The organism is Ekhidna lutea (assembly GCF_900188325.1).
GTDB classification, from domain to species: domain Bacteria; phylum Bacteroidota; class Bacteroidia; order Cytophagales; family Cyclobacteriaceae; genus Ekhidna; species Ekhidna lutea.
Genome location: NZ_FZPD01000003.1, coordinates 264,117 through 280,745 on the forward strand (window position 1 = coordinate 264,117; position 16,629 = coordinate 280,745).

The 16,629-nt window shown below is 41.0% G+C and carries 15 protein-coding genes; 13 read left to right on the forward strand and 2 right to left on the reverse strand.

Features of this window, described 5'->3' with window-relative positions; genetic code table 11:
- Entirely contained in the window at positions 1-1,188 is a 1,188-nt protein-coding gene (kbl, locus tag CHB71_RS08930) for a glycine C-acetyltransferase (protein ID WP_089356572.1), read from the reverse strand.
- 1 nt (position 1,189) lies between these two features.
- Positions 1,190-1,444, reverse strand: a complete 255-nt coding sequence (locus CHB71_RS08935; protein ID WP_089356573.1) for a hypothetical protein — start codon at positions 1,442-1,444, stop codon at positions 1,190-1,192.
- An 84-nt stretch (positions 1,445-1,528) separates the two neighbouring features.
- Here CHB71_RS08935 and CHB71_RS08940 point away from each other — a divergent pair, with 84 nt between their 5' ends.
- The 13 genes from CHB71_RS08940 to ruvA all read left to right on the forward strand — a co-directional run bounded on the left by CHB71_RS08940 (position 1,529) and on the right by ruvA (position 16,629).
- Entirely contained in the window at positions 1,529-2,479 is a 951-nt protein-coding gene (locus CHB71_RS08940) for an NAD-dependent epimerase/dehydratase family protein (protein WP_089356574.1), read from the forward strand.
- A gap of 45 nt (positions 2,480-2,524) precedes the next feature.
- The gene (locus CHB71_RS08945; RefSeq protein WP_089356575.1) at positions 2,525-3,313 is read left to right on the forward strand and encodes an enoyl-CoA hydratase/isomerase family protein; all 789 of its coding nucleotides are present in this window, start codon (positions 2,525-2,527) and stop codon (positions 3,311-3,313) included.
- 3 nt (positions 3,314-3,316) lie between these two features.
- Positions 3,317-4,786 carry a lipopolysaccharide biosynthesis protein gene (locus CHB71_RS08950; protein ID WP_144017379.1) on the forward strand — a complete coding sequence of 490 codons (1,470 nt, stop codon included), beginning with the start codon at positions 3,317-3,319 and terminating at the stop codon, positions 4,784-4,786.
- 29 nt (positions 4,787-4,815) lie between these two features.
- A complete protein-coding gene (locus tag CHB71_RS08955) occupies positions 4,816-5,814 on the forward strand; it encodes a sugar phosphate nucleotidyltransferase (protein WP_089356577.1) in 999 nt (332 codons plus the stop codon).
- Positions 5,815-5,819: 5 nt separating this feature from the next.
- Positions 5,820-7,529, forward strand: coding sequence for a tetratricopeptide repeat protein (locus CHB71_RS08960; protein WP_179213359.1), 1,710 nt, complete (start codon positions 5,820-5,822; stop codon positions 7,527-7,529).
- On the forward strand, positions 7,522-8,259 hold the full coding sequence (locus CHB71_RS08965) for a DUF4292 domain-containing protein (RefSeq protein ID WP_089356579.1): 738 nt from the start codon (positions 7,522-7,524) through the stop codon (positions 8,257-8,259). Before CHB71_RS08960 ends, CHB71_RS08965 begins: the two co-directional genes overlap by 8 nt.
- The gene (locus CHB71_RS08970) at positions 8,246-9,439 is read left to right on the forward strand and encodes a murein hydrolase activator EnvC family protein (RefSeq protein ID WP_179213360.1); all 1,194 of its coding nucleotides are present in this window, start codon (positions 8,246-8,248) and stop codon (positions 9,437-9,439) included. Before CHB71_RS08965 ends, CHB71_RS08970 begins: the two co-directional genes overlap by 14 nt.
- Before the next feature lie 72 nt (positions 9,440-9,511).
- Positions 9,512-9,712 carry a twin-arginine translocase TatA/TatE family subunit gene (gene tatA / locus CHB71_RS08975; RefSeq protein WP_089356581.1) on the forward strand — a complete coding sequence of 67 codons (201 nt, stop codon included), beginning with the start codon at positions 9,512-9,514 and terminating at the stop codon, positions 9,710-9,712.
- 3 nt (positions 9,713-9,715) lie between these two features.
- Positions 9,716-11,149: an Asp-tRNA(Asn)/Glu-tRNA(Gln) amidotransferase subunit GatA gene (gene gatA, locus CHB71_RS08980; RefSeq protein WP_089356582.1), complete on the forward strand. Its 1,434-nt coding sequence runs from the start codon at positions 9,716-9,718 to the stop codon at positions 11,147-11,149.
- A gap of 3 nt (positions 11,150-11,152) precedes the next feature.
- Entirely contained in the window at positions 11,153-12,502 is a 1,350-nt protein-coding gene (locus tag CHB71_RS08985) for a lytic transglycosylase domain-containing protein (protein ID WP_089356583.1), read from the forward strand.
- An 81-nt stretch (positions 12,503-12,583) separates the two neighbouring features.
- Positions 12,584-13,669 (forward strand): DUF4837 family protein, encoded by a 1,086-nt coding sequence (locus CHB71_RS08990; protein WP_089356584.1) that lies wholly within the window; start codon positions 12,584-12,586, stop codon positions 13,667-13,669.
- An 87-nt stretch (positions 13,670-13,756) separates the two neighbouring features.
- Positions 13,757-16,039: an NADP-dependent malic enzyme gene (locus CHB71_RS08995; RefSeq protein ID WP_089356585.1), complete on the forward strand. Its 2,283-nt coding sequence runs from the start codon at positions 13,757-13,759 to the stop codon at positions 16,037-16,039.
- Positions 16,036-16,629: a Holliday junction branch migration protein RuvA gene (gene ruvA, locus CHB71_RS09000; protein ID WP_089356586.1), complete on the forward strand. Its 594-nt coding sequence runs from the start codon at positions 16,036-16,038 to the stop codon at positions 16,627-16,629. The genes CHB71_RS08995 and ruvA overlap by 4 nt, the downstream gene beginning before the upstream one ends.

A 16,629-nucleotide genomic window follows, 5' to 3' on the forward strand; every position in this document is an offset into this window, starting at 1 on the left:
TTATATCACCCCTAGTTCTTTACCCACTTCAGTAAATGCTTTGATCGCTTTATCCAGATGAGCTTTTTCATGAACCGCAGAAATTTGAACCCTGATTCGAGCTTGTTCTTTCGGCACTACTGGGTAGTAGAATCCTATCACATAGATGCCTTTTTCCAATAACTTGGCTGCCATCTCTTGCGAAAGTTTTGCATCATAAAGCATGATCGGTACAATTGGATGCTCTCCAGGCTTAATGTCAAATCCAGCCTGAGTCATCTGTTCTCTGAAATACTTCGTGTTGTCCTCCAGCTTATCTCGGAGTTCTGTGGTTTCACTCAGCATGTCTATCACTGCAATGGAAGCTCCGGTTATGGATGGTGCAAGCGTATTGGAAAACAAATATGGTCTGGACCGCTGGCGAAGAATATCTACAATCTCCTTTCGGGCAGCTGTAAACCCTCCGGAAGCTCCACCTAAAGCTTTACCTAAAGTTCCAGTAATGATATCAACACGATCCATGCAGTTTCTATACTCATGGACACCACGTCCGGTTTTCCCAATAAATCCGGTGGAGTGACATTCATCGGTCATTACGAGTGCATCATATTTATCAGCCAGGTCACATATTTTATCGAGCTGCGCAATGGTGCCATCCATTGAGAATACTCCATCGGTCACAATGATTTTGACTTTAGCATCAGAAGCCGCCTTCAGCTGTTCTTCCAGGTCAGCCATGTCGTTGTTTTTGTATCTATAGCGTGCGGCTTTACACAATCTCACACCATCAATGATCGATGCATGGTTCAAGGAATCGGATATGATAGCATCTTCAGGTCCTAATAGCGGCTCAAATACACCTCCATTTGCATCAAAAGCTGCTGCATAAAGAATGGTATCCTCCATTCCAAGAAACTCTGAGATCTTCTTCTCGAGCTCTTTATGAATGTCTTGTGTTCCACAAATGAAACGTACAGATGACATCCCGAAACCATGTGAGTCAATACTCATCTTTGCAGCTTCAACCACCTTTGGATGAGACGACAGACCCAAATAGTTATTTGCACAAAAATTGATTACTTCAGAGCCATCCTGAAGTTTAATGTCAGCACTTTGCGGTGAAGCAATGATTCGCTCTTGTTTATAAAGTCCGGCCTCTTTTATCTCTTCAATTTCTTTTTCCAGTCTTGGCTTCAGTGATTTGTACATATCAGCTTGTTTTTGGTTTCAAAGGTTTAATTTTCGGTCGCATGGCTGGTTTTGAAGTACTTTTCACAGCTTCTTCTGTATTCTCCAGTTTATAGGCCCTGCGGATTTTATTAATCAAAAAAAGTTTTTGTTGGGTGAAGCTTTCCGGGTGAACCTGATCAAAGAGCTTCTTAAACTCAGCATATTGAGTGGATTCTCCCTGCTGAAATTTTTCAGGATCAATCTTTTTACTTTTCAAGTATTCCTTAAACTCCATCGACGGCAAATTTAATGGAAGCTAGTTTTCTTATGACGTGTAAATTTGCAATCCCGAAAACAACAATAGACAACAAAATTACCCATGGATAAAATCCTGATCATTGGAGCTTGCGGACAACTGGGAACCGAGCTGACATTAAAACTGAGAGAATTAAAGGGAACAGAAAATGTAATAGCATCGGATCTGAGAGATGAGCCGATAGATTTGCTAACCGAAGGGCCGTACGAGAAGCTAAACATTATGAATAAAGAAGCTTTTCAAATTATATTGGAAAAGCACCAAATCAATCAGGTTTACCATCTCGCTGCAGTTCTATCAGCTAAAGGCGAGCAAAACCCACACTTTGCCTGGCAGCTGAATATGGAAAGTCTTCTTACGGTTTTGGAGGCAGGAAAGGATCGGCTGAAGAAAATTTACTGGCCGAGCTCAATTGCGGTTTTTGGTCCGGATACCCCAAAGGAAAACACGCCTCAGAATACAGTGATGAGTCCTAACACGGTTTATGGAATCTCCAAACTTGCAGGTGAGCGATGGTGTGAGTATTACTTTGAAAAGTACGGGGTGGATGTGAGAAGCTTACGATATCCAGGACTAATAGGCTATAAAGCCATGCCTGGCGGAGGCACGACGGATTACGCAGTGGATATATATCATAAAGCCATAGTAGGAGAGAAGTTTGAATGTTTCCTTTCAGAAAATTCCATGCTGCCCATGATGTATATGGATGACGCAGTTAAAGCTACTATAGATTTGATGGAAACAGATGCGGAGAACGTGAAAGTGCGAAGCTCATACAACCTTGCCGCCATGAGCTTTACACCAAAAGAAATAGCTGAGGAAATTAGAAATCACTACCCGGATTTTGAGATCACTTATAACCCTGATTTCCGCCAAAAAATAGCTGATAGCTGGCCAGGAAGCATAGATGATAGTGCCGCAAGAAACAACTGGGGGTGGCAGCATAAATATGGGCTGAAGGAACTTACGGAGACGATGATCACTAATTTGAAAGACACAATTGTTTTTGATTAAGGCATTTTTCCTTTTTCTTTCCGTCTGAAAAAACCAAGCGACCAAATGGAATCATACGAAAATCTGGCACTGGATCTAGCAGATAGCATTCTTACCATTACTATCAATAGAGAAAGTAAAATGAATGCGCTAAACCGGGCAACAATGCTCGAAATAAAGGATGCTTTTCAGTATGTGCAGGACAATCCGAAGGACATTCGGGGAGTAATCCTAACTGGTGCAGGAGAGAAGGCTTTTGTTGCCGGCGCAGATATCAGTGAGTTTACAGGTCTGAGTGAAATGCATGCCAGAAAGTTTGCCGAAGAAGGTCAGGAGATCTTTCAGGAAATAGAAAATTGTCATACACCAGTAATCGCTGTGGTAAACGGATTTGCCTTGGGAGGAGGTTGTGAGTTGGCAATGTCAGCACATATGCGAGTGGCTGTCTCCTCAGCAAAATTTGGTCAGCCGGAAGTGAATTTAGGTTTGATTCCCGGGTATGGGGGTACGCAACGACTGACACAGCTGATTGGAAAAGGAAAAGCGTATGAATACTTGATGAGCGCTGACATGATTTCTGCTGATCAAGCCAAAGAAATGGGATTGGCTAACCACGTTGAGGATAGTAAAGATGCTGCTCTAGCCAAAGCAAAAGAACTATTACAAAAAATTGCTACAAAAGCTCCGGTTGCCATTGGGTTAGTCATTGATTCGGTCAATGCGCACTATGAAACAGCTGTAAACGGATATCAAACAGAAGCCAATGCGTTTGCAGGATGCTTTGGTACCGAAGACTTCAAAGAAGGAGTTGCTGCATTCCTGGAAAAACGAAAAGCCGATTTTAAAGGCGAATAATCCTTGTCGATACTTAAGAAGCTCGCAAGTCAAACAGCCGTATATGGTCTGAGCAGTGTTCTAGGTCGGATGCTCAATTATTTACTGGTACCTCTTTATACATCTGTTTTCTTACCTGCAGAATATGGAATTGTCACGGAACTTTATGCGTATGTCGCATTTCTAAATATCCTATTCATATATGGTCTGGAAACGGCCTATTTCCGATTTTCCTCTCAGGGAAAAGGATATAACTACTTCAATCTCGCATTCACGAGCATCCTAATTTCATCTTTTGTTTTTTCAGGAGTTATCTGGTTGCTATCTGATTCAATTGCACAGATACTTGAATACCCGAATAAAGCGCACTTCATTCGATGGCTTGCTGCAATACTAGCGATTGATGCGATTGTAGCCATCCCCTTTGCCCGCCTAAGGCAAATTGGAAAGGCGTATCGCTTTGCGGTTTTCAAGCTTTCAAACATTGGAATCAATATCTTCTTAAATGTCTTTTTCATTGTTCTGTGTCCACTAATTTTGACAGATCATCCTGAAAGCTTCATCCGGCATATTTACAATCCTGATTTGGGCGTTGGCTATGTGTTTCTTTCGAATCTTATTGCCAACGGACTCTATTTACTCTTTTTCTATAAAGATTGGCTGAAAGTAAAACTCACATTCAATGCTGCCGAATGGAAGCGAATGATGAAATATGCCTGGCCGGTGCTGATCATTGGATTTTCAGGGGTAACCAATGAAATGCTGAGTAGGGCTATTCTAAAATATCGATTGCCGGAAGGCTTTTATGAAGGATACACGAATCTTGAGATTCTTGGAATTTTCGGGGCTTGTTATAAACTCTCAGTCTTTATGACTCTGGCGGTTCAGGCATTTCGATATGCATTCGAGCCATTCTTTTTTGCACAGGCGAAAAAGAAAAACTCACCACAAGTGTTTAGTAGGGTCATGACCATGTTTGTGTTATTTACTTCCTTTAGCTGGTTGGTTTTGTGTGTCTTCATGCCCTATTACGCACCGATTTTTCTAAGACAAGAAAGCTATTTAATGGCTTTAGATGCTGTGCCATGGCTGCTAGGTGGGGGCCTTTTTCTCGGAGTATTTTACAATCTTTCTTTGTGGTATAAACTGACGGATAAAACTCTTTATGGTGCCTATATCAGTTTGATAGGGGCATTTGCTACATTCATTCTCAATTGGTCGTTAATCCCGGTAATGGGATATATGGGCAGTGCAATAGCCACATTTGGCTCTTATTTGATAATGGTTTTTATTTCTTATTGGTGGGGCATGAGGCACTATGCAGTTCCTTATCAATTAGGCAGAACATTGTCTTACGTTCTTTTTGCCGGGGCAGGTATTTTGATAAATGGTCAATTCGAACAATCCGTTTCAAAGTCCGTGTTGATCGTTTTAATCTTTCTAACTTTGCCGATCATTTTTGAACGAGAATCTTTATTTCGAAAAAGGAGCTAAATAGCTAGTAATCAATACGATCTCATTTTATGAACTTAATTATTCCGATGGCCGGAAAAGGAAAACGACTCAGGCCACACACGTTAACCACCCCAAAACCATTAATTCCTATCGCAGGTAAGCCTATTGTTCAACGATTGGTCGAGGATATCGCAGATGTTACCCCCGAGAAAATCGAAAAGATCGGGTTTGTAATTGGCGATTTTGAGGAAGAAGTAAAAGATAAACTGAGAGAAGTAGCCGCTGCGGTGGGAGCAGAAGCATATTTTTTCGTGCAGGAAACAGCAGAAGGTACCGCTCATGCCATTGCCTGTGCCAATGAAATTTTGGAAGGAAAAGTAACGGTGGCCTTTTCAGACACACTATTCAGAGCGGATTTTAAGCTCAATCCGGAAGATGATGGGATCATTTGGACCAAGCAAATAGAGGATCCTAGTGCTTTTGGTGTTGTGAAAACGAACAATGAAGGAGTTATCACGGATTTCATTGAGAAGCCAAAAGATTTTGTTTCAGATCAAGCCATAATAGGAATTTACTATTTTAAGAATGGTGAAGAGCTCAGAGATGAGATCAATTATCTGATTGAGCATGACATTAGAGGGGGAGGAGAATTCCAGTTGACTATGGCGCTGGAAGCACTAAAAAACAAGGGTACCAACTTTACAATAGGGACAGTGAATGAGTGGCTGGATTGTGGAAATAAGGAAATCACTGTAGAGTCAAATTCCAGATATCTTGGATTCTTAAAAGGACAAAACCTAATTTCCAACAAAGCGAAAATTGAAAACTGCGAGATTATTGAGCCTGTTTCCATAGAAGAAGGAAGTGAGATTTCGAACGCAACCATTGGTCCGAATGTTTCTATAGGTAAAAATTGTACAATTCGTAACGTTAAGCTCTCCGAAACACTCATTCAAAATAACACTACGTTGGAAGACGTTGAATTAACCAACTCAATGATTGGAAACTTCGTTAATTTGAAAGGCAGCCCAAAATCGGTGAGTTTGGGAGACTACAGTGAATGGTAAAACCGATGCGATTACTTCTAATTTCCATCCTTATTTTAGGAACCCTTTCTTCTTTTTCTCAAAAAGGTAAGAAAGGGAAAGATGTGGTTATACCGCAAACGCAAGAGGATTCCTTGAAATTGGAAGGAGTGCTTGTGGAGGCGGAAAAGCAGTTGATTTTGGAGAATTATGCCAAAGCCCTGGAGAATTTCCATGTTGCGATGGAAATGAATACCGAAAGTGCAGCCATCCATTTCAAAATAGCAGAAGTACTCGCGAAAAGCAATGAAGGACAAAAAGCTTTGCCTTATGGTCTTGAAGCAATCGAGTTAGCCCCTACAAATAAATATTATCGTTTAGGACTGGCACGCATTTACCAATCTATTGGATTTTACCTGGATGCAGCAAAAACATACGAAGAGCTTTTAGAACAATTCCCATCTGAGGAAAATGCCTTATACGAATTAGCTGAGCTATATCAGCTTACCGGTAGAAGAGAGGAAATGTTTAGGGTTTTTGATCAAATCGAAGCTCAGCTAGGCGTAAAAGAGGAAATCACCCGTGAGAAGCAGCGTATTTACATGAAAGAGGGGAAAGTGGATCAAGTGGTTATCGAATTTAAGAAATTGATTGACGCCTATCCAAATGAGTCCTCTTACAAAGCTGAATTGATCAATTTCCTCATTCAAAATGGAAAATTAGAGGAAGCTGAAACAGCAATTGCGCAATATGAGGCTACAGAAAGTACCTCTTCCAGGATTACCCTTATGAAAAGTGAGCTAAACTGGATGAGGGGAAATCGTGCCGAATCACTCAAATTACTCACCCAGGCCTTCGAAACCACATCTATTGACTTTGATTCAAAGTTTCAAATCCTTTCCAATTACTTCGTTATGGCCAAGCAGGAAGAGGACAAAATGAAACTTACGCAAGTTGCAGAGATGCTTGCCCGGCAATATCCGGATGAATTTAAAGCACAAGCTTTTGTTGGTGACATGCTGTATCAGAGTGGAAAGAGCAAAGAGGCGGTAACGTATTATTTAAAAGCGGTTGACCTCAGTCCGGCCAATTATTCGGTGTGGCAAAACATTCTCAATGTTGAGGCTGATTTAAATCAGTATGATAGCGTGGTGGTACATGCCGAAAAAGCATTGGAATATTTCCCAAATCAGGCTCTTCTATACTATTTTGCTGGTACTGGTCACCTCATCAAGAATAACTACAAAAAGTCTGTACGGATGCTTGAGCAAGGCCGAAAGTATACGGTTGACCCTAATCTCCTTACCGTTTTTTATGGGCAGCTCGGCGATGCTTACAATGGCATGAAGGAACAGGATAAGTCATTTAAAGCATATGAGAAGGCCTTGGAAAATGGCCCCAATAATGATCACGTATTAAATAATTATAGCTATTTTCTTTCGCTGGCCAATAAAAACCTTGAAAAAGCCCTCGAGATGTCTACGAGACTTGTTGAGCAACACCCCGATAATCCGACATACCTTGACACGCATGGCTGGGTGCTTTACACCAATGGCCAATTTAAAGAGTCAAAAAAATTCCTAGAAAAAGCAGTGTCATTGGATGAAGATGGCACAGTCATTGAACATTATGGAGACGTATTGTTTAAATTAGGTGAAGTTGAAAAGGCAATTATCCAGTGGGAGAAAGCGCGTGATTTGGGCAATGCATCAGAGTTAATAGAAAAGAAAATTGCGGATAGGAAGCTGTATGAATAAGCTTATTATAGTATGCTTGATGGGGATGATAGGTTTATCGTCATGCAACAGAAAAGTAGGAGCCATCTTCACAAAAACGGACAAATTGGAAGTTGTAGATCCACAATTCGAATATTTGTCAGCAAAGGCCAGGTTTAAGTTTGATCATGAGGAAAAAAACGTCTCTGCCACTGCTAATTTTAGAATAAAGAAAGACAGCATTATATGGATATCGATATCGGGATTTGGATTTGAGGGAGCTCGGGTATTAATTGACACCTCCAATGTGCGTATTCTTGATAAGCTAAAGAAGCAATACTATGAGTATACATTTGAAGAGCTCTCTAAGGAATATGACTTTGATTTCAATTTCCAAATGATTCAATCTGTGGTACTTGGAAATCTTGTTGAACCGTATAAAAAACAACGAGTTGAAAAGAGAGACACCTATTACACCTATTCCGCTTCAAAAGGGGTGTACTTGTTTCAAAATTACATTGGAGCTAAATCTATGAAGCTCGAAAAAGTTCAGGTATTTGATGAGGGCACAAAAAACACGATTTCTGTAAATTACAGCGACTTTATATTAGTCGATGGTCAAATTTTTCCATATGAAATTTTGGCATTAATAGATTATGAGGCCGAGTCTAAACCCAATACGGAAATTAGTATTTCATATAACAAAATGGTCATTGAGGACGCCCCAATCAGCTTTCCTTATACCGTTCCAAGTAAGTATGAGAGGAAGTAGTACACAGCTTCTTATGTTGGCGTTGGTTTGTCTCTTCTCGGCTTTTGGAGCAGTGGGTCAAAAGACAAAGAGCCAACTTGAAGAAGAGAAGAAAGAAAACTTAAGAAAAATAGCGGAGGCTGAAAGAATTTTAAGCGAAACTGCCGATGAAAAGAAAGTCACACTTGGCCAGCTTCAAGCATTAAATCAGCAGATCAATGCCCGGGAAAATCTCATACGGTCCATCGGCTCGGAAATACGAATATTGGATAATGAAATTACCGACCTACGCATAGTCGTTAACTCTTTACAAAATGACTTGATACTGCTAAAAGAAGAATATGCTGCCCAGATTTATTCGTCATATAAAGCCAATAGAGGCAATAGTCGTCTGATGTTTCTGTTTTCAGCCAAAAACTTTAATCAACTAGTTCAGAGGCTTAAGTATTTAGAACAATATTCTGAAGCTAGAAAGCTACAGGCTGAACAAATTGAAGAGGTGACGAAGGAGCTGAACGATCAACGAAGCAAAGTGGAAGCTAAAAGAGCTGAACAGCAAACGCTGCTAAACCAACAGGTAAGAGAAAGCAGAAAGCTGGCTCGCTCAAAACAGAAACAATCCGAGCTTGTAGCTCAATTGACAAAAAAGGAACGTCAGCTCAGAAAGGAAGTAGAAGAAAGAAAAGAGGCTAACAGGAGGCTAAACACACTCATTGCAAAAATTATTGAAGATGAAGCAAAGAAATCTACAACAGTCTCTACTGCTGAAGCAGCGAGTGCAGCTGAGCTAACAAGGTTGTTTGAGTCTAAAAAGAACAATCTGGAATGGCCGGTATCTGGTTTTATTGCCTCCAAGTTCGGCAATCAACCGCATCCGGTATTAAAGAGAATTACAGTTGTAAATCACGGTGTAGGGATTCAAACCGAAAAAGACAGCAAGGTAAAGGCCGTTTTTGATGGTGTAGTGAGTGAAATATGGGTTCTGCAAGGCAAAAATAATGTAGTGGTTCTCAGACACGGTGATTATATGACCGTATATGCAAAGCTCAAAACTGTAAACGTCAAAAAAGGTCAAATGATAAGATCTAACGATATTATAGGAGAGGTCTACACAGATCGTGATGGGGTTTCAGAGCTGGAATTTCAGCTATATAAAGGAGCCTCTAAACTCAATCCGGAAAACTGGCTTGCCATGAAATGAAATAATTGTATGATTATTTCTCAAAGCTCCTTCGTTTAATACTTATCTTTGTAATCTTAAATTATTAAAGCAATGCATACATCATTATTATTTGCAATGCCAGGGTGGACAGAGATGATTATCATCGCGCTGTTTATTATCATATTTTTCGGAGCGAAAAAAATCCCTGAGATAGCACGAGGCATGGGAAAAGGTATCAGAGAGTTTAAGGATGCTACCAAGGAAATCAAAAACGAAATAAACGAAGGGTCAAACGACGATAAAAAGGCGTAAACCTTGAAGAATTTTCAATCACTCTCTGAAATCAGATCAGAGATTGCTGACGGGAAGCTATCAGTTTCCTTATTGGTAAAGCACTATCTTAAGCAGATCGAAGATATGAACGGAAGGCTCAATGCCTTCCTTTCTGTTTACGCAGACGAAGCTTTAAGACAGTCCCACTCAATTGATCGAAAAATAAAAAACGGTACTGCAGGTAAGCTTGCAGGTATGGTTGTAGGCATCAAAGATGTGTTCGCTTACAAAGATCATCGACTGCAATGTGCAAGTAATATTCTGCAAGGCTTTCAATCGCAATATACAGCTACCAGCATCCAGCGGTTAATTAATGAGGATGCAATCATTATTGGTCATCAAAACTGTGATGAGTTTGCCATGGGCTCTTCAAATGAGAATTCAGCATTTGGCCCGGCTAAAAACCCCATCAATGAGGAGCATGTTCCAGGCGGGTCTTCAGGCGGCTCAGCTGTGGCGGTAGCTTCAGATATGTGTCAAGTTTCCATTGGTTCAGATACAGGCGGCTCAGTACGCCAACCAGCAGCATTTTGTGGCACTATAGGGTTAAAGCCCACATATTCACGAATTTCAAGACACGGGCTAGCAGCCTATGCCAGTTCATTTGATACCGTTGGTATTTTAGGGAAAACCGTTGAAGACATAGCTTTAGTTTTGGAAGTAATGTCTGGCGCAGATGAATATGACAGCACGGTTTCTCAGCAACCTGTTCCCAGGTTCACCGAGGCACTTAAGAATAATAAATATAAGGTTGCATATTTAAGCGAAACACTGGAGCATCCGAGTCTTAATTATGAGATAAAGGATCAATTAAATGATGTTCTCGAGGATTTAAAATCTGATGGACATCAGGTAGCAGAAGCACATATTTCGATGTTGGATTACCTTTTGCCTACCTATTACGTGCTGACTGCCGCTGAGGCAAGCTCTAACCTTTCAAGGTATGATGGCGTTCGTTATGGCGTCCGTAATGAGGGTGGAAATCTGGAATCTATGTACAAAAAGACCCGCTCTAAGAATTTAGGAGTTGAGGTTAAGCGGAGAATAATGACCGGAACATTTGTGCTCAGTGCCAGCTATTATGATGCTTATTACACGAAAGCTCAGCGAGTTCGTCGTATGATCCGGGATGAAACAATATCCATACTTGAACAGTATGATTTTATCATTTCACCAACCACTCCGACCACAGCGTTTAAAATTGGCGAAATGAAAGAAGATCCAATGCAGATGTACTTGGAAGACCTTTATACCGTTCAAGCCAATGTGACAGGAATTCCGGCAATTTCAATTCCAATCGGCTTTGACAACCAAGGGTTACCCATTGGCGTTCAATTGATGTCAAAAAGCTTTAATGAAGCAGATTTGCTAGATATTTCTAAACAAATCATTACTTTCAAAGATCAAAAGAGATAGAATATGATACGAAAATGGTTCCTACTTGGGATTATGTTCATTTCATTAGTGGGTAGAGGTCAGGAATTTCAGCTCACAGAAGTGATTCCAGACTACACATATGATGAGGTCGCAGACAGAATGAGCTGCATTGAAAATGAAGTGCCGCTTGTTTTCAATGAAAGGGTAATGGCTTTTGTGGATTATTTTGCCATTAAAGACCGGGAATACACCGAAGATATAGTTCGGAAAAAAGAGCTTTACTTTCCTATCTTCTCTGAGACACTGGCGAAACATAATATGCCGGAGGAACTAAAATACCTTGCAATTGTCGAGTCAGGTTTGCGTCCAAACGCTATCTCACGAGCAAATGCTGTAGGATTATGGCAGTTTATTTCATCTACAGGAAAAATGTACGGATTGCACAGCAACTGGTACGTAGATGATAGAATGGATCCGTATGAAGCAACAGATGCTGCAGCCAGACACCTAAGAGACCTATACAACATGTTTGATAGCTGGGAGCTTGCACTTGCAGCTTACAATTGTGGCCCGGGAAATGTTAGAAAAGCGATAAGAAGAAGCGGCTACAAAAGAGAATTCTGGGAGATTTACAGGTATCTGCCAAGAGAGACAAGGTCATATGTCCCGCAGTTTGTAGCAATAACGTACTTGTTTAATCACCTTGAAGAACACGGATTTGATCCTCGTGCGGAGCATTTTTACCCGGAGATGGATACCATCATGATCTCTCAATACTTTCATGTGGAGACTTTTTGTAATCAGGTAGGACTTTGTCTGGATGACATGCTTTTATGGAATCCTCAAATTAAGAGAGGAGCACTTCCGGAGGGAACGAAAAATTTCGCACTAAATATTCCAGTAGAGTGGAAGGAAGAAATAGTAGCAAACCGTGTTTCACTTTATGATACAGCTTCAAAAGTAGGTAAGGAACACCTTGACTACCTGGCTAGAAATACACCGGGAAGCACTTATGGACGTGAACGTCTCTATTATCGAGTAAGAAGTGGTGATGTATTGGGGACAATTGCACAACAATATGGTGTAAGGGTTTCAGACATCCGTTCCTGGAATGGAATAAGAGGAAATCTCATCAGAGTAGGTCAGCGATTAAGTATTTGGGTGCTTCCAACTTATAATTCAAGTAATAAAAGCCTTTATACTGCATCAACCCCACCAACTCCGAAGACAAGTGCGCCCTTGGCTGGCGGATCTGTTTATACAGTAAAGTCAGGGGATTCTTTGTGGAGCATAAGTCGAAATAACAATACCAGTATAGAAAAGCTGAAACAGGCGAATCGACTAACAACGAATACAATTAAGCCTGGACAATCTCTGGTGATTCCTAATTAAGTGGAACCTATTCAAACAATGTCTAAGTTTGAGGAAAGGAATAGTTTTTGCTTTATAAAAGCCAAAAACTGAAACAAAAACATGATGCATAAATACATATTTCTTTTGATCGTTCTGGCATTTGGCTGTAGCGAAAGTGCAAGAGAAAAGAACAGAAAGGATATGCTGCCTAAAGCCAGAGGCGAGGCAGATGAGATTATTTTGGTAGTAGATTCAACTCAATGGGCTGATACATTAGGCCTTGGGGAAGAGCTAAGAAAGACTTTCATGGGACCAATGTTAGGGCTACCACAAGATGAATCTTTATTTAACGTTTCCAAGGTGAATCCTCGACGGTTGAATTCAGTGTTAAAATCAGCTAAAAACATGGTGTTTGTCATGACGCTTGACAGTAAGACACCTGATAGCAGAGTACTTCAGCAATTCTTTACCGACCAGTCGCTCAATCAAATCAAGCGTGACAGCTCAATTTTCATGCGAACACAAAGGGATCTTTTTGCAAAGGGACAGACGGTAATGTTTTTATTTTCTTCCAGTGAAGAGAGGCTCGCTCAGGAAATAAACTACAATCGATCGAAAATCCGTGAGTTTTTTGAAGCATCAGCCAGGGAGACGATAAAAGAAAAAATCTTCAATAGCCCTAAAAAGCAGCTTGCACAACGAATAAAAGAAACGCACTATGTTGAAATGACAATTCCGTACGGATGGGAGAAAGCCAGGGATTTGAAGAATTTCGTTTGGTTGCGAAAAATGGACGCTGAAACGGAGCAAAGCATTTTTGTCTATTATGAGCCATATCGCGATCAGGGAGTGTTTAATGAGATCGGTGAGTTCAGAGATAGGATCACACAAAGGAACTTGTATGATGGGGAAAATCCTGAAGTACACATCAAACGCCAGGAAATCATCCCTGTATTTACTGAGCGAGTCAATTTCAATGGACACTTTGCTGTGGAAGCAAGAGGTTTATGGAAAATAAGCGATAATTCAAGAGGAGGACCGTTTGTCAGCTACACTATCGTAGATGAAGAAGAGGGCCTTATCTACTATGTAGAAGGATATGTTGACTCGCCGGGCACGAGGAAAAAGAACCTGGTGAGAGAGTTGGAAGCTATTCTATCCACTTTTAAAACAAAAGGGGATATTGCTCCAAAAGATGCAGCTTAATCGTATCTAATTATTGCTTATTCCTTTTTAGTTAGTGACCTTTGAAGGTCGGGCGAACTGCCCGATCCCAACATTAACCCATAAAGGATGAGTACTACGAAGATCAGGCCAAAGGAGGCATTAGAATATCATTCAAATAAACCTGCAGGTAAGATTGAGGTGAACTCCACCAAATCGGTGAGCTCACAACATGATTTAGCATTAGCATATTCTCCAGGAGTGGCAGAGCCTTGCAAGGCCATTGAAGAAAATCCTGAGGATGTTTATAAATACACTGCCAAAGGAAACCTGGTGGGTGTGATTTCCAATGGTACTGCAGTGCTAGGTTTAGGTGATATAGGACCGGAAGCATCCAAGCCTGTGATGGAAGGGAAAGGCGTACTCTTCAAAAAATTTGCCGGCATAGATGTTTTTGATATTGAAATCAATGAAAAAGATCCGGATAAATTCATTGAGATCGTAAAATCGTTGGAGCCAACTTTCGGCGGTATTAATCTGGAGGATATCAAAGCCCCGGAAAGCTTCAAGATAGAGCAGACACTTCGGGAAAAAATGAATATCCCGATCATGCACGACGATCAGCATGGTACAGCAATCATTTCAAGTGCCGCTCTACTGAATGCACTTGAGGTAGTAAATAAAAAAATTGAAGACTTAACAATTGTGGTAAGTGGAGCTGGAGCCGCCGCAATTGCATGTACAGACCTTTACGTTGCGCTTGGAGCGAAAAAGGAAAACATCCTGATGGCAGATAGTAAGGGAATTCTTAATGCTAAACGCAAGGGTCTTGATGAGATCAAGTCAAGATACGCTACAGATAAAGACATTGACACCCTGGATCAGGCCATGAAAGGAGCAGATATGTTCCTTGGACTATCCATAGCAGATGTGGTAACCCCTGCCATGCTTAAGTCGATGGCTAATGACCCAATAGTATTCGCATTAGCTAATCCAAATCCGGAAATAGCTTATGATCTGGCTATTAAAACACGTAAAGATGTATTAATGGCTACAGGCCGTTCGGATCATCCGAATCAGGTAAATAACGTACTTGGTTTTCCCTACATATTCAGAGGAGCATTGGATGTGCGATCCACTGCCATCAATGAGGAAATGAAGCTGGCGGCAGTAAAAGCAATCGCCGAGCTGGCCAAAGAGCAAGTCCCTGATATTGTGTTAAAGGCCTATGGGAAAGCAAGCATCCGATTCGGAAGCGAGTACTTGATCCCTAAGCCGATGGATCCCAGACTTATCACTACCATTTCTCCGGCAGTTGCAAAAGCGGCAATGGATACCGGAGTGGCTCGTATTCAGATCAAGGACTGGAAGAAATATGAAGATGAATTGCTGGAGCGTGTAGGTCTTGACCAACGCCTCATTTCAAGGTTTGTTTACAGAGCCAGAAGAAATCCTAAGAAAGTGGTGTTTGCAGAAGCAGATCATGTAAATATCCTGAAAGCTGCACAGATGACCCTTGACACAGGTATTGGCACTCCAATATTGATGGGTAAGCAAAACATCATTAAAGCGCTCATAGAAGAGCATGAGCTTGAGGCAATCAAAGACTGTGACATCATCGATCCATACGAGCACATGGATAAGGTGGAGAAGTTTGCCAAAGAATACACTCAAATGCGTCAACGAAAAGGTATGACTATGCACTTAGCTAAAAAGGCCATGCTAAGTCGGACTTACTTTGGAATGATGATGGTGGAAAAAGGTGATGCTGATGTCTTAATTTCCGGTTTGTCAAACGACTATCCGAAAACAGTGCTCCCGGCCCTTCAGATAGTGGGAATGGAAGAGGGAGTAAACCGTGTGGCAGGCATGTACATCATGAATACTCCGAAGGGGAATTTTTTCTTCGCTGACACCACTGTGAATATGAATCCTTCTGCAGAGGAGCTGGTTGAAATCATTGGCTTAACTCACAGAGCAGTTCGGTTTTTCGATTATGAACCTAAAATTGCCGGGTTATCATTCTCAAATTTTGGATCTACCAAAGGTCAGACTCCAGAGAAAATGGCAAAGGCGGTGAAGCTTGCAAAAGAAAGGTGGCCGGACCTGATTATTGATGGTGAGCTACAGGCCAATGTTGCCCTTAATCGAAGCTTAAGAGACGAAATGTATCCATTCAATGACCTTAAAGGTCATAATGTGAATACCTTGATATTCCCGGATCTTCAATCAGGAAATATTGCTTATAAAACCTTGATGGAGATTGGTGGTGCAGAAGTAATTGGACCAATTCTGATGGGGATGAAAAAGTCAGTGCAGGTATTGCAGCTGGGTAGTTCTGTTAAAGAAATTTATAACATGGTCGCCATTGCGGTAGTGGATGCAGGCGTAGAAAAAAGAGATCGACTATGATTACCTATCTCAATGGTCGACTTGCATTCAAAGACCCAACGCATTTAGTAGTAGATGTTGGAGGAGTTGGATATGAAGTAAAGATCAGCTTGATCACCTATTCTCAGGTAAAGGAGAAGGAAGATATCCTCATTCAAACTTATCTACATGTAAAAGAGGACTCTCACACCTTGTTTGGTTTTTACGAGCAATCTGAAAAAAAGCGATTTCTCGATTTATTGTCTATCAATGGAGTCGGTCCGAGTACAGCATTGATGATATTATCTTCGTTGGATGCTAAAGAATTGCAGGCGGCTATTGTGCAGGAGGATGTGAAGACAATACAGTCAGTGAAGGGAATTGGAGGGAAAACAGCCCAGCGAATTATCCTGGAATTGAAGGATAAAATGAAAAAAGAGGGGCTGCTTGATAAATCGATTGAAATTCAACCACGTTTTGATAATACATTGCGTTCTGAGGCGTTATCAGCCTTGACAACTTTAGGAATAAATAAGTCGACAGCTGAAAAAACTGTCGATAAGATTTTGAAAGAATACGGAGAGGAGATTAAACTTGAGGAATTGATCAAGCAAGCACTAAAGCGATCTTAA